Raw genomic sequence first — 13,193 nt, 5'->3', positions numbered from 1 at the left:
TTCGATATCAGACCCGATTGTAATCGTCGCTGAGCCGGATGATGTCGCTCTCATCAAGCAGTTGACCATATTGGATCTCGATGAAAACCAGCGGTGTATCGCCGGTGCATGAAGCGCGGTGCGTTGCCTTGAGCGGAATATCAACCGTATGCCCAAGTTGCAGAGAGTGTTCGATTCCGTCGATCTCGGCAATGCCCTGCCCTGAAACGGCGGTCCAACGCTCGGAGCGATGGTTGTGATACTGCAGCGACAGGCGCTCGCCGGGGTTTACGACAATGCGTTTGACGACATGGCGATCACCGATATCGAGCACATGCCATGTGCCCCAGGGGCGCTGATCATTGTCGCCGATCTTGTAAAAGCTTCCGTATTTCAACGAAATCTCCTCGCGAAAAGTCAATCGGCCGCCGGCCGAAAATTATTCGCGGCATTAATCCGGCGGCGCCGGCAAAGCAAGATTTTTTCGCCGATGCCGACAATGAGCCTACTCTCCACGCTCCAGTCGAACCTGTTTCGGTGTCCCAGGTGACGTAGCGATTGCTTTTCGATACAGGAGTGGAATGCGCGTTTTACATTTTTTCAAAACATATTGGCCCGACACATTCGGTGGGGTTGAGCGGGCCATTCACGCGATCGCCAAGGGTACCGCCAAATATGGTGTGGAATCTGATGTTCTATCGCTGAGCGAAACGCCGATCGAAAACAGCGTCGAATTCGACGGCCACATGGCTCACAAGGTCAAGCTCGATTTTGAATTCGCGTCCACTGGCTTCTCGCGCGAGGTGTTTGGCCGTTTTCGGGAGTTGAGTCGGAAAGCTGATATCGTCCACTATCACTTTCCGTGGCCGGTGATGGATATCGTCCATCTTACAGTTCCTCCCGGCAAGCCGACGGTGGTGACCTATCATTCTGACATCGTCAAGCAGAAGGTGCTGCTGCAGTTCTACAAGCCGTTGATGTTTCGCTTTCTGAAAAACGTCGACCGCATTGTTGCTACGTCTCCCAATTACCTCCTGTCGAGTGATGTCCTGAAAAGGTTTAAATCAAAGACGATGGTGATTCCGTTGGGTCTGGATGAAGCAGACTATCCAAAGGCAGACGAACTGACGCTAGCACGCTGGCGTGGCAGGCTTCCCGATCGCTTCCTTTTATTCGTTGGCGTCCTGCGATATTACAAAGGGGTTCATATCCTGCTGCAGGCTGCGAAACGCAATGGCCTTGATATCGTGATCGTCGGCAGTGGGCCGATGGAGGCGGAACTGAAGCAGGCTGCTGGCGAAAATCTGCACAATATCCATTTTCTCGGATCCCTGTCGGACAACGACAAGATCGCTCTGCTCGAGCTTTGTGCGGTGTTTGTGTTTCCCTCGCATCTTCGCTCCGAGGCCTTTGGACTTTCTCTCGTCGAAGCGGCAATGTTTGGCAAGCCGATGATTTCGTGTGAAATCGGCACGGGGACAAGCTTTGTCAACCTGGACAGAGTGACTGGGTTTGTGGTGCCGCCCAACGATGTGGATGCTCTATCTAACGCTATGAGGTCTATCTGGGATAACGAGCAAAAGACTGCCGTGCTGGGTGCTGCGGCGCGCGACCGCTATCTCACGTGTTTTACGGCAGAGAAGATGTGTTCCGAATATTATCGTCTCTATTGCGAATTGTCGGGCACCATTGTGAGCTGAACATTGACGACCCACATTCATACTCTGGCGAGAGCCCGTGCGTGAATCCGGTGTCTCCGTAGCTGGCTCAACACTATCGACGAAAATGCCTTCAATCCACATTAGCCGATTTTTGCCGGTGTGGGTACGGTCCTCGTGGACCGCAGGCCCGGATTGGTCAGCCCCAGAAGGTTTCAATTTACACGATGTCTCGTAAAGCATTGATGCATATAACAAGAGGTTATTACATCGATTTCCCACAAGGGCTTTTTGCGCCGATCGAGGATGACCGACAATTTGTGCTCAGTTTCCGCGGCAGCTCTCAAGCGTGAAACGACGGCACGCACGCATCGAGGAGACGAAATGGGGAAGGCCAATACGCGCGCGAGGGACAAAATGGATGTTTGGCTTATACCAAGGCAAGTGCACTTCCCGATGAACGCGGCAGTTTTGCCTGGGATAATTTCGTTGACTCAATCACCGCATTCTGGATGGACGCTGAGTTTTTGCTTCTCCCGTGTTGTTAAATTCGCGAACCGAGTTGCTCTTTCGGCGGCGAAAATGCTACGGGCATGCTTAGATAGCGGAGATAGGCGGCTTCAAGACGAATGGTGGCGCTACTCTCAGGAACACAATCGCAAGAAATCAGTGTTTGCCGAGGATCTATCTACGAGATGTTCGGTCTTGTTCATTCTTGCTAGATCCACCACAATCGCGCCCGAGCGGCATTGTCTTTTTGCGATATTGGGTGGTTTCGATTTTGTGTGATTCTGTATGTGCAGAATGTTCCGCAAAATGAAGGCGTTATGTTCTTGGCGCGATTGAGCGATGGAGATGGAGTAAACGATTTTTTCCAGATTACAGAGAACGTGATTTCACAGGTGACGCTAGATTGTTCATGAGATCCGGCAATCTGGTGCACTATCATCGGACGTTACGCAATGTCCGGCAAGCCGATTTATGTCACGTGATGCCTCGTTCGTTGACACCGCCGCGTTAGACGCAGTAATTCCCCAGCGAAGCGAACCGATCAGAAAGACCGAGTTCAAGAGTTGATATCAAGAAAGTAGACTACAGATGAAAAAAGCGCTTATCACTGGTGTAACGGGTCAAGACGGCTCTTATCTCGCATCGCTTTTGCTTGAAAAAGGCTATGAAGTTCATGGTATCAAAAGGCGGTCTTCGATCTTTAACACGGATCGCATCGATCATCTCTATCAGGATCCACACGATGAGGATCGTCGATTTGTCCTCCACTATGGTGACATGACCGACTCTTCCAGTTTGGTGCGGATCATCCAACAGGTGCAGCCTGATGAAATATACAATCTTGCCGCGCAATCTCATGTGGCGGTTTCCTTTGAGGAGCCGGAATACACAGCAAATTCGGACGCTCTGGGTGCATTGCGCATACTCGAAGCCATTCGAATTTTGAAGCTTGAGAAGAAGACGCGCTTCTACCAAGCTTCGACCTCGGAATTATACGGGTTGGTTCAAGAGATACCGCAGCGAGAGACGACTCCATTTTATCCGCGCTCGCCTTATGCAGTTGCGAAACTTTACGCTTACTGGATAACGGTCAACTATCGCGAAGCGTATGGCATGTACGCATGTAATGGCATTCTGTTTAATCATGAGAGCCCGGTTCGCGGCGAGACGTTCGTAACGCGCAAGATCACGCGCGCGTTGGCCCGCATCAAGCTGGGTCTCCAGGATTGCCTGTATCTCGGTAACCTCGATGCGCGACGCGACTGGGGTCACGCGAAAGACTATGTTGAAATGCAGTGGCTGATGCTTCAACAAGAGCAGCCGGAGGATTTCGTGATCGCGACAGGTGTGCAATACAGCGTGCGCGAGTTTGTGGACACCGCCGCCCGCGAAATCGGGATTGTCGTAACATGGAAGGGCGAAGGCGTCGACGAAAAGGGATATGACGGAAGCGGCAAATGCATCGTGTCGGTTGATCCGCGGTATTTCCGGCCAACGGAAGTAGAAACATTGCTGGGCGATCCCACCAAAGCGCAGCAGAAACTCGGGTGGACGCCGAAGATCACTTTTAACGAGCTGGTCTCTGAGATGATGCTGGAAGACATGAAGGCGGCGGAGCGCGACGAGCTGGTGAAGCGTCACGGCTTTTCGGCATACGATTATCACGAGTGAAACATGCAAAAAAATGCCAAGATTTATGTAGCAGGCCACCGCGGAATGGTTGGGTCCGCGATCGTTAGGCAGCTTCAGGGAAACGGCTATACAAACATCGTGACGAGGACGCACGATGAGCTCGATCTAGTGAATCAACGGTCGGTGACGGAATTTTTTGCCATCGAGAAGCCGGATTATGTGTTCATGGCGGCAGCTAAGGTGGGTGGCATTCACGCGAACAACACTTACCGAGCTGACTTTATCTATGAGAATCTCCTGATAGAGGCCAATGTTATCGGGGCGGCTCACAAAGCCGGCGTCGACCGGATGCTCTTTTTGGGGTCCAGTTGTATTTATCCCCGTGACTGCCCGCAGCCCATCCGGGAGGACTATCTTCTCACTGGGCTACTTGAACAGACGAACGAGCCTTACGCGATCGCCAAAATCGCAGGGGTAAAACTCTGTGATAGCTTTAATGCGCAATATGGGACGCAGTATGTTTCGGCTATGCCCACGAATTTGTATGGGCCGAATGACAATTATGACTTGAGCAAGAGTCATGTGCTTCCAGCACTGATCCGGAAAGCTCATGAGGCGAAGATGCGTGGAGACACGCAATTTGTAGTCTGGGGCTCCGGTACACCCATGCGAGAATTTCTCTACGTCGACGATATGGCCGAAGCCTGCGTGTACTTGATGGAGAAAGGGATTGCCGCCGGATTGTTCAATATAGGCACGGGTACCGATGTGACCATCCGGGAGCTTGCCGAAATCGTCATGGATGTCGTCGGCTTTACAGGAGAAATCGTATTTGATCGCTCCAAGCCCGACGGCACGCCACGCAAGCTTCTCAATGTCGACCGCATAAACGAGCTTGGCTGGAAAGCGAAAACGTCGCTGCGAGAAGGCATTTCAAAGGCTTATGCCGATTTCCGGTCTCAGGGCATCAGCTCCTGATATGACTGCAGCAATTGTCACCGTCGCCGTTCCATCCTTCAATCAAGGGCAGTTTCTGGAGCACGCCCTGCGCTCGATCTTCGAGCAGGACGTACCAGTAGAAGTTTTTGTGATCGACGGCGGTTCGACTGACAACTCCCTGGACGTCATTCGTCGATGGGAGCACCGGCTTGCTGGATGGCGAAGTCATAATGATCGCGGGCAAGCTGCTGCCATCAACGAAGGGATTGCTAGGGGGGGGGCGCCCTTCGTCTGTTGGCTTAACAGCGACGATTGGTTTCTTCCCGACGGACTGCGTACGCTTTTGGAATCTTGCAACAAGAATCCAACGGCACCCGCCGTTTATGGCCGGGCTTGGAATGTTAAAGAAAAGACCGGCTCGAAGCGGCCCATTTGGACCGAGCCGTTTTCTGTTGAGCGAATGGCGGTACGTTGCATCGTTTCGCAACCCGCGACCTTGGTGAGACGCTCGTGTTGGGAAGGCGTGAACGGCCTCGACGAAAGTCTTCACATGGTTATGGATTATGACTTGTGGTGGCGGCTTTATCGTTTCGGTGGACCGTTGTGCTATGTCGACAAATTCGTCGCAGTTAACCGGGAACACGAACTCACAAAGACCAGTTCACAGAGGCGGCGCCATTACCGGGAAGCCATCACGACCGTGAGAAAGCACTATGGCCGCGTACCGCTAAAGTGGTGGCTCGCGCAGCCATATGCCGTCTGGTACAAGGGCCTCTTCAATGTCATCCAGCGATGAATATGGGCAGGATTTGACCAGGAAATCGCAGCAAGCACAAGAATGGCCGCTTTCAAGACTTTGTGGATATGGATGTCGCTCCACTAGCCGAAATGGAATTGAGAAATGAAATTTTCATTCGTCATCCCGGTATACAATACTGGTAGCCTTCTGGAGAAATGTGTTGCATCCATCACGGCCAACAGCTTTTCCGACTACGAGATCATTATCATCAATGATGGTTCTACGGATGGTTCCGCGGAGATAATCGAAGGATTGGCGCGGCGTTTTTCGGCTATTCGTCCGCTCAACCAAGCTAATAACGGGCAAGGTGCCGCGAGAAACGCAGGGGTAAGGGCCGCGCGGGGCGAATATATCTGGTTTGTCGACAGCGACGATTGGTTGCTCGATGGTGCCGTTTCGCGCGTGGCGAAGGTGACGGGCGCGTATTCGCCGGACGTCGTTGTTCTGAACTACGTCAACGCATATGATGACGGTCGTTATATCCCGAGGTCCAATATCGCGCCTGAACTGCTTGGAAAGGTCATAAAGCCAGCCGAAAAAGAAAATGTGTTCGCCTCCGTGTCCTGCTGGAATACGCCTCCCTGGCGCCTAGTTTGCAAGAGGCAACTGCTTCTCGATCACGGTATCGTATTCGCAGAGGGTGTCTTCTACGAGGATCACCCGTTCGCGATTCATTTGATGTTGGTAGCGGAACGGGTTTTCATCTATCCTCCAGCCTCTTATGCATATTTCCAGCGTCCCGGCTCGACCACGCACGCCAATGACCGCAAAGCGTTCGATTTTCTGACGGTTCGGCAGCTATCCATTGATCTTTTCAAGCGTTTTGGCAAATTCGAAGAGTTCAGCGAACTGGCCTCTTCTTATGTCTCGCCCCGCAACTTCTACGACGCACATGTCGCGGAACCCTTCCGCCAGGAATTTGTCGAGCGTCTGGGAAAACTGATTACGCCTGAAGACCAAGCCTTGCTTGAAAAGCTGGACGATCCGGTTCGCATAGATTTCGTTCGCGGCGCTATTGCTGGCCGCGTGCCGAAGCCGGAAAAGGCAACCATACGTCGGATCAAGCTTTTGATGTCGGCCGGAGGGCGCACTCGTTTGCGTCTTGCCCTCAGGAATCGCCTGATTGGATTGTTACGGCGTTTTTTGCGTAAAACACGGTCTTTTGGAGTACAGGCACGTCAGCTTATCGAAGTCGGCCAGGTTCCCGCTCTGAACTACCGTCTGGGGACCGGTTCCAGACTTGAGCATGCGCGGGTCGATGTCCGTCTTCAATCTGAGCAACGTGATTACCTTGTGGTTGGAAATCACAGTCTCGTTGGCGGCAGTTACGTATTCGAACGTGGTGTTGGCACTATCTCGATCGGTGACTTCAGTTCTGTCGGGCACGGGACGATGATGATCTGTACCCAGCCGGAAGGCATCAAAATCGGCAATCAAGTCTTGATTTCCTGGGATGTGACCGTCATCGATAGCAACTCCCATCCGCTTGATCCAGAGTTGAGGGCCGGCGACGCTTTCGATTGGTTGTCAGGCATAGAGACGGGCCACTACGGCGCGTTCAAGGACTGGCAGGATGTAGCGGCTGCGCCAATCGTCATTGAAGATCGTGCATGGATCGGATTTGGCTCGACGATCATGAAGGGTGTTACTATTGGCCGAGGCGCGGTTGTCGCATCGAGATCCGTTGTAACCAAGGATGTTGCCCCCTTCACTATCGTCGGGGGAAATCCCGCGTCTTTCATTTCTTACGTGCCGCGCGGCCAGTGGAATTGGGAAGATACGCTAGCGGCAGCGCATGGTGACCCAGCGATGCGAGATACACTGCGGCATAGCTACATCCATAAGGATTATGCCGACACGCTCCACAGATACCGCCATAGTGAGGAATTCCGGGAGGTCGCCGGAATAATCGCTGATCGGTATGAGCAACCCGCTAGCATCCTAGACGTAGGCGCCGGGAATGGCGTTTGTTCCGTGGCCTTTGCGCTTGAAAATCATGAGGTTGTTGCTATCGAGCCAGGGGAGGGTCCTATAGGCGGTATTGATGCCGTTGAGACAATGGCCAAGCACGGCGCTTGGATTGATCCGACGATATTTGACAGATTGAGCTGGGAAAGAGCTGACATTCTTACATACCAGACAGAAAAGCGCTTCGACGCAGTTCTGTGCCGTCAGGCCCTACATCATTTTTCCGATCCACATCTTGCTGTTCAGAATATTTTCAATCTGCTCAAGCCGGGCGGAACCGCGCTCTTCGTCCGTGAGCACGTTGTTTTCGACGCCGACGACAAACAGGCATTTTTGAAAGGCCATCCGTTTCAAAAATTCTATGGCGGTGAAAATGCCTACACTGTGGAAGAGTATATTGATTTCATCAAGAAGAGCGGTCTGGTCGTTGAGAAAGTGCTCAAGTTTGGTGATAGCCCTATCAACTACGAACCGCATTCTCGTGAAATTGCACAGAAGTTGGATGAACGCGATATCGCCGGACGTCCCTACACTTTTGTAGCAGTCAAACCTGGGCGGTCGAAATGAAAACGTTGATCGTCGGAGCGCGCGGCTTTATAGGCTCGCACCTAAAAGAGTACATGGCCAACTTCGGTGAGGTTGTAGCTGTAAGCTTGTCTTCGCTTCAAGGAGGTGATCGGAAGCAACGTCTCACACAATTATTTGCGAGTATCCAGCCTGATATTTGCGTAAATTGTTCGGGGGCAGCCCATGTTCCAAGCTCATTCAGCAATCCTCTTAACGATTTCGAGATGAATACTGCGAGCGTTTATGAAATGCTGGCTGCGATACGGCAGGAGAGTCCTGGGACTCGGTTCGTTCATCTGTCGAGTGCGGCGGTTTATGGAAGCCCTGTCACACTTCCCATAGCGGAAAGTGCGCCGCTGAACCCCGTATCGCCGTACGGCTACCATAAGTTAGCGGCTGAACAGTTTTGCCAAGAGTTTTCAAGCATCTATGGCATCAAGACCGTATCGTTGCGGATTTTTTCCGCCTACGGACCGGGCCTGCGGAAGCAGCTTCTTTGGGACACCTACTGCAAATGGCGGGATTCCACCGAAGTCAAACTGTTTGGCACCGGCGACGAGACGCGGGACTTCATCTTCATCGATGATGTCTGCGAAGCCATACGGGCGGTGGTGGAGAGAGCCGGATTTGGCGGTGAAAGCATCAATATAGCGAGCGGAACGGCCATTTCCATCCGTGAAATTGTCACATTGCTATTGAAGGAACTGGGTGGCGCGCACCAGGCCGATTTTGTAGGTCAGAAACGCGAGGGCGATCCGGATTCTTGGTGCGCCAATATTACAACGCTGAAAGCCCTAGGCTTCGAAAACAGAACATCACTCATTGATGGGATCAAGGCGACGGCCCAATGGCTAAAAGAACAAGAATAATAATTCCATTTAATTACGATGAGGGTTGGACCGGAGGGAATTATTATATTTCCAACCTGGTTTCATCGCTGAACAGCATTCCGGCAATCCGGCAGCCGGAAGTTTACATTCTAAGTCACAACCGCGCATCGTTCGATTTTGTCGCTCAATCATCTAACTATCCCAGGTTGCGCTGGATCTCGTCGCTAATGATAAGCGACATCGACGGCGGTTTGTTTAAGACGCTGCGGATTCTGTCGAAATTGCTGCCGCGTTTCGTCAAAAGGAAGATCGCCTATGATGCGATCTTCCCGTTTCCCATCGATACGAAAGAGCGGCACAAGACTATTTGCTGGATCCCGGATTTTCAGGAGAGGGCACTTCCGCATCTCTTTTCGAAAGAGGAGCTCACATATCGAACGGAACAGCATCTGTATTATATTAATAATTTCGATAATATATTATTCAGCAGCTATGCGGCGAAAGACGATTTCGAAAAATATTATCCAGATGCAAAAAATACAAAACATGTGATGCAATTCGCCGTAGCAAATGTCCCTGATAGTCGCGATCACGTATCGGTACTTAAGCGTCTTCAGCTTCCTGACACTTTCTTCTATTGCCCAAATCAGTTCTGGATGCACAAGAACCATAAGTTGGTGATCGAGGCTGTGCATTTGCTTGCGCAGGAGGGGATAGAGATCACAGTCGCTTTCTCCGGAAAGGAGCTTGATCGTCGAGATCCAATGCATGTAACGAATTTGAAGACTAGGGTCGCCGAGCTTGGACTCGCAGAGCGGATTAAATTTCTCGGGTTTATCAGCAAGGAAGACCAATATGTTCTTATCGAGCGGGCCAACGCCTTGTTGCAGCCGTCGCTCTTCGAAGGCTGGTCCACCGTCGTGGAAGAAGCGAAATCGAAGTCTCAATTCATTATCGCCTCGGATATTGCGGTTCACCGCGAGCAGCTTCTCGAGAATGCCCTTTTCTTCGATCCGCACAACCCGGTGGATCTGGCGAAGGCCATCAAGCAACGCCTCGCTGATCCTGGTGAGAATATCCCCATCGACTACGCTGCACGCAGACGCGAGTTCGCTGAGAGCTTTATGAATATCGTCACGAATGTAAGCGGAGGCGTTTGAATGTCGATAGGACTTGGAGGAAGAGGAAATCCGCTCGCGTTATTGATACAGGCTAAGCGATATCGGAGCCTGATTTACAGCTTGGTGCATCGTGACATTACGATGCGCTTCAGGCAGTCCGCGTTCAGCTTTCTCTGGCTCGTGCTGCAACCCTTGTTTCTTCTGCTCGTATATTCGTTTGTCTTCCAAGTCGTCATGCGCGTGCGATGGCAAGATGCCGCGTTTTCGAACGGTAATGTTCCGGTAGGGCTTATTCTGTTTACGGGGCTAAGTGTGTACACCTTGCTGGCGGACGCACTGATCCGGTGCCCAGCCATCATTTCGAGCAGTACCTCGTATGTGAAAAAGGTCGTTTTTCCCCTCGCTCTTCTGCCCATGATCGTCGTTTTCAGCGCGCTTGTTCTCGCCGCTATTGCTCTGGCACTCGTCGTATTGATTTCGATCGGCTTTATCGGTCACGTATCGATGTGGACTCCGCTGATCATCGTCCCCTTACTTGCCTTGGCCTGTATGGCGCTCGGAATTGGTTGGTACATGGCGGCGCTGGGTGTTTATTTCAGAGATATCAATCAGATAACGCCGTTCCTAAGCACAATCCTGCTCTTCACCGCCCCTATCTGTTATCCGAAGACTATGGTGCCTGAACAATTCGGCCGGCTGTTGCGATTCAATCCGCTGACCATTCCGGTCGAAACCATTCGCGCTATGATTTTCGGCGGCGATTTTAGTTTCGACGTTCTTGGCATCTATTGCTTGATAGCCGCGGTAATTATGGTCACGGGATATCTCTTCTTCCAGAAATTGAGAGTAGGTTTTGCAGATGTCCTATGAGACGGCGATTATCTGCCGTGGGGTTTCGAAGAGTTATGGTCTCTATAACAGCAGCGCTCAGCGGCTTCGAAGTCTGATTTTCGGCGCTAGCCATATCAAGCGCTTCACCGCTTTGAATTCGCTCGATATTGAAATCAAAAAAGGAGAATTCTTTGGAATTATCGGACGTAACGGAAGCGGTAAATCGACCCTCCTTCAGATGATATCGGGTATTATACCTCCAACGAGCGGGCATATTCATGTCAACGGTCGTGTAGGGGCTATGCTGGAACTCGGCGCCGGATTCAATCCAGAGTTTACGGGGCGTGAAAATGCACGCCTTAATGCGCAGATACTCGGTCTATCGAATGCGGACATAACCGCAGCGATGCCTGAGATCGAAAAGTTCGCGGATATTGGGGACTTTATCGACCGACCCGTCATGACGTATTCGAGTGGTATGTTTGTCCGGCTAGCTTTCGCAGTCCAGACCGCGATCAACCCGGATATCCTCATCATCGACGAAGCTCTTGCCGTTGGCGACATTTTTTTCCGCATAAAGTGCTATGATCGCCTCAACGCACTCAAAGCGAACGGCACGACGGTAATCCTGGTAACGCATAGCTCTGAAGATATAATGTATTACTGTGATCGTGCATTGCTACTCGATCACGGCAACGCACTCTTCTGTGGTGACCCCACCGACGCTGTCAACCGTTACTATGAGCTTGGGCATATGAGTGCTCCAGCTGAGGCAAAAGAAGTGACTGCATGGATCGGTGAAGACGACCAGGAAATGCAGGCCGATAGGATTATGCTACCCGCCGCATGGCCAAATGACGGCTTTTCCAGCGTAGCGCCCGATCGTCAGACAGGGGATGGAAAAGTCGTTTGTACAGCCATTCGAATGCAAGACGACGCGGGCCAGGCAAAGAACGTATTTCGTCAGGGTGATACGATGCATTTGCTTGCCGAATATCGGACACAGAGTGATATCGGATCACCCTGTGGCGGGTTTGTCGTGCGAACGGACAAAGGCGTCGTCGTTCATGGGCGTCACACGGCGCAGACCAATGCCGCTGTGCCGAGGTCGATCCCCAATGGTGCTGCGGTTCGGGTGGTTCATGAGCTTAAGCTGGACGTATCGGTAGGTGAGTATGTAGTCGATTTGGGTTTTTCCAGTTTTCCGCCAGATGTTTATGCCAGGCAGAATGCCATTCCTACCATCGAGCTGGAGGGAACGGCCGCACGGCATAGTGTGGTCACAGCGGCGACCAGCTTCTCGGTGGTGGGAAAAACCGGCGGTGGCTACACTGCGCAACCATTTTACGGTCTGGCGGGCCTTCCCTCACAATCGCATTTGGCTGTAGCTAGGAAGGGCTCGGATGCATAGCCAGCAGCGTAGGGATTCACGGTTTGTCGCCCGTCTAAAGCAGAAACTGGGTATCTCGCTTGGGTTATTTTACCTTTATGACGCACGACCGTTGAACGGGGTGCGCACATGTGTTTTGCCCGTTGCCGAGCGGGCGAGGCTGACATTTTCCCTCGTGACGCCATCCTATAATCAAGGGCGTTATATCGGCGAAACAATCAACAGTGTTCTTTCACAAAGTTATCCGCTTCTCGAATATGTCATACAGGACTCGCTCTCGGCGGATGAAACGCCTGAGGTAATTGCATCTTTCCATGATCCACGCTTAAGGGCCTTCTATGAAAAGGACACTGGTCAGGCCAATGCGATAAATCGTGGTTTCCTCCGCACGAGCGGAGACATCATGGCCTATCTAAATTCTGACGATCTTCTTCTTCCGGATGCCTTGACACAGGTGGCCGCGTATTTCGAAGCCAATCCGGATGTCGATGCGCTCTACGCGGATCGCCTCATAATCGATGAGCAGAGTAACGTCATCGGCCACTGGCGGCTGCCTGCCCATAGTTCCGCAGTAACGCGCGTCGTCGACTACGTGCCGCAGGAAACCTTATTCTGGCGCCGCAGCCTGTGGGAACAAGCGGGCGGAAAATTGGACGATACCTTGCAATTCGCGATGGACTGGGATCTCGTGCTGAAATTCCAATCTGTTGGCGCGAATATCGCTCATATTCCTGTTTTTACGGGCGCCTTCAGGGTTCATGCTTCCCAAAAGACACAGGCAGCACTCACAGCCGGCAAGCGGGAAATGCGGCACGTTCGGAATCGCTATACCAGACGTTCAGCACAGTATTTCCTGTTTCCGCTACACGTACTCTATTTGTTTCGGCATGTAATGCTGGATGCCAGACCGCTCGAATGAGCGAGCGGCTTAACCGATTTTTTAGTTGAGAATACTGGCAAGGGGCGGAA

Annotated in this window: 11 protein-coding genes and 2 pseudogenes; 12 read left to right on the top strand and 1 reads right to left on the bottom strand. The window is 52.0% G+C overall.

What is annotated here, in order from left to right:
• Positions 1–7: 7 nt before the first annotated feature.
• The gene (locus RTCIAT899_RS18155) at positions 8–376 is read right to left on the bottom strand and encodes a phosphomannose isomerase type II C-terminal cupin domain (protein WP_015341697.1); all 369 of its coding nucleotides are present in this window, start codon (positions 374–376) and stop codon (positions 8–10) included.
• Positions 377–560: 184 nt separating this feature from the next.
• On the opposite strand from RTCIAT899_RS18155, the gene RTCIAT899_RS18150 reads away from it, so the two are divergent.
• From RTCIAT899_RS18150 to RTCIAT899_RS18105, 12 genes and pseudogenes are all read left to right on the top strand, one after another.
• Positions 561–1,679 (top strand): glycosyltransferase family 4 protein, encoded by a 1,119-nt coding sequence (locus RTCIAT899_RS18150; protein WP_015341696.1) that lies wholly within the window; start codon positions 561–563, stop codon positions 1,677–1,679.
• Between the two features lie 1,056 nt (positions 1,680–2,735).
• On the top strand, positions 2,736–3,818 hold the full coding sequence (gene gmd, locus RTCIAT899_RS18145; RefSeq protein ID WP_015341695.1) for a GDP-mannose 4,6-dehydratase: 1,083 nt from the start codon (positions 2,736–2,738) through the stop codon (positions 3,816–3,818).
• Positions 3,819–3,821: 3 nt separating this feature from the next.
• Positions 3,822–4,757 carry a GDP-L-fucose synthase gene (fcl, locus tag RTCIAT899_RS18140; RefSeq protein WP_015341694.1) on the top strand — a complete coding sequence of 312 codons (936 nt, stop codon included), beginning with the start codon at positions 3,822–3,824 and terminating at the stop codon, positions 4,755–4,757.
• 1 nt (position 4,758) lies between these two features.
• Positions 4,759–5,514 carry a glycosyltransferase family 2 protein gene (locus RTCIAT899_RS18135; RefSeq protein ID WP_015341693.1) on the top strand — a complete coding sequence of 252 codons (756 nt, stop codon included), beginning with the start codon at positions 4,759–4,761 and terminating at the stop codon, positions 5,512–5,514.
• 105 nt (positions 5,515–5,619) lie between these two features.
• Positions 5,620–6,003: pseudogene (locus RTCIAT899_RS34575) on the top strand (glycosyltransferase family 2 protein); the annotation flags it as partial.
• 927 nt (positions 6,004–6,930) lie between these two features.
• Positions 6,931–7,260, top strand: a pseudogene (locus RTCIAT899_RS34570) (acyltransferase); the annotation flags it as partial.
• A gap of 66 nt (positions 7,261–7,326) precedes the next feature.
• Positions 7,327–8,052 (top strand): class I SAM-dependent methyltransferase, encoded by a 726-nt coding sequence (locus tag RTCIAT899_RS34565; RefSeq protein WP_425281487.1) that lies wholly within the window; start codon positions 7,327–7,329, stop codon positions 8,050–8,052.
• A complete protein-coding gene (locus RTCIAT899_RS18125) occupies positions 8,049–8,921 on the top strand; it encodes an NAD-dependent epimerase/dehydratase family protein (protein ID WP_015341691.1) in 873 nt (290 codons plus the stop codon). Before RTCIAT899_RS34565 ends, RTCIAT899_RS18125 begins: the two co-directional genes overlap by 4 nt.
• Positions 8,900–10,042, top strand: coding sequence for a glycosyltransferase family 4 protein (locus tag RTCIAT899_RS18120; protein WP_015341690.1), 1,143 nt, complete (start codon positions 8,900–8,902; stop codon positions 10,040–10,042). Before RTCIAT899_RS18125 ends, RTCIAT899_RS18120 begins: the two co-directional genes overlap by 22 nt.
• A complete protein-coding gene (locus RTCIAT899_RS18115; protein WP_015341689.1) occupies positions 10,043–10,873 on the top strand; it encodes an ABC transporter permease in 831 nt (276 codons plus the stop codon).
• Positions 10,863–12,245, top strand: a complete 1,383-nt coding sequence (locus tag RTCIAT899_RS18110; RefSeq protein ID WP_015341688.1) for an ABC transporter ATP-binding protein — start codon at positions 10,863–10,865, stop codon at positions 12,243–12,245. Before RTCIAT899_RS18115 ends, RTCIAT899_RS18110 begins: the two co-directional genes overlap by 11 nt.
• Positions 12,238–13,143, top strand: a complete 906-nt coding sequence (locus tag RTCIAT899_RS18105; RefSeq protein ID WP_135488247.1) for a glycosyltransferase family 2 protein — start codon at positions 12,238–12,240, stop codon at positions 13,141–13,143. Before RTCIAT899_RS18110 ends, RTCIAT899_RS18105 begins: the two co-directional genes overlap by 8 nt.
• Positions 13,144–13,193 lie beyond the last annotated feature (50 nt).

This window comes from Rhizobium tropici CIAT 899 (assembly GCF_000330885.1).
Lineage (GTDB): Bacteria > Pseudomonadota > Alphaproteobacteria > Rhizobiales > Rhizobiaceae > Rhizobium > Rhizobium tropici.
Note: the sequence above shows the minus strand (reverse complement) of the source record. Positions and strands in the feature narration are given on the sequence as shown.

Coding starts and splice junctions, on each gene's coding strand:
- RTCIAT899_RS18150 (WP_015341696.1), top strand. CDS start 561: ATGCGCGTTTTACATTTTTTCAAAACATATTGGCCCGACACATTCGGT.
- gmd (WP_015341695.1), top strand. CDS start 2,736: ATGAAAAAAGCGCTTATCACTGGTGTAACGGGTCAAGACGGCTCTTAT.
- fcl (WP_015341694.1), top strand. CDS start 3,822: ATGCAAAAAAATGCCAAGATTTATGTAGCAGGCCACCGCGGAATGGTT.
- RTCIAT899_RS18135 (WP_015341693.1), top strand. CDS start 4,759: ATGACTGCAGCAATTGTCACCGTCGCCGTTCCATCCTTCAATCAAGGG.
- RTCIAT899_RS34565 (WP_425281487.1), top strand. CDS start 7,327: ATGCGAGATACACTGCGGCATAGCTACATCCATAAGGATTATGCCGAC.
- RTCIAT899_RS18125 (WP_015341691.1), top strand. CDS start 8,049: ATGAAAACGTTGATCGTCGGAGCGCGCGGCTTTATAGGCTCGCACCTA.
- RTCIAT899_RS18120 (WP_015341690.1), top strand. CDS start 8,900: ATGGCTAAAAGAACAAGAATAATAATTCCATTTAATTACGATGAGGGT.
- RTCIAT899_RS18115 (WP_015341689.1), top strand. CDS start 10,043: ATGTCGATAGGACTTGGAGGAAGAGGAAATCCGCTCGCGTTATTGATA.
- RTCIAT899_RS18110 (WP_015341688.1), top strand. CDS start 10,863: ATGTCCTATGAGACGGCGATTATCTGCCGTGGGGTTTCGAAGAGTTAT.
- RTCIAT899_RS18105 (WP_135488247.1), top strand. CDS start 12,238: ATGCATAGCCAGCAGCGTAGGGATTCACGGTTTGTCGCCCGTCTAAAG.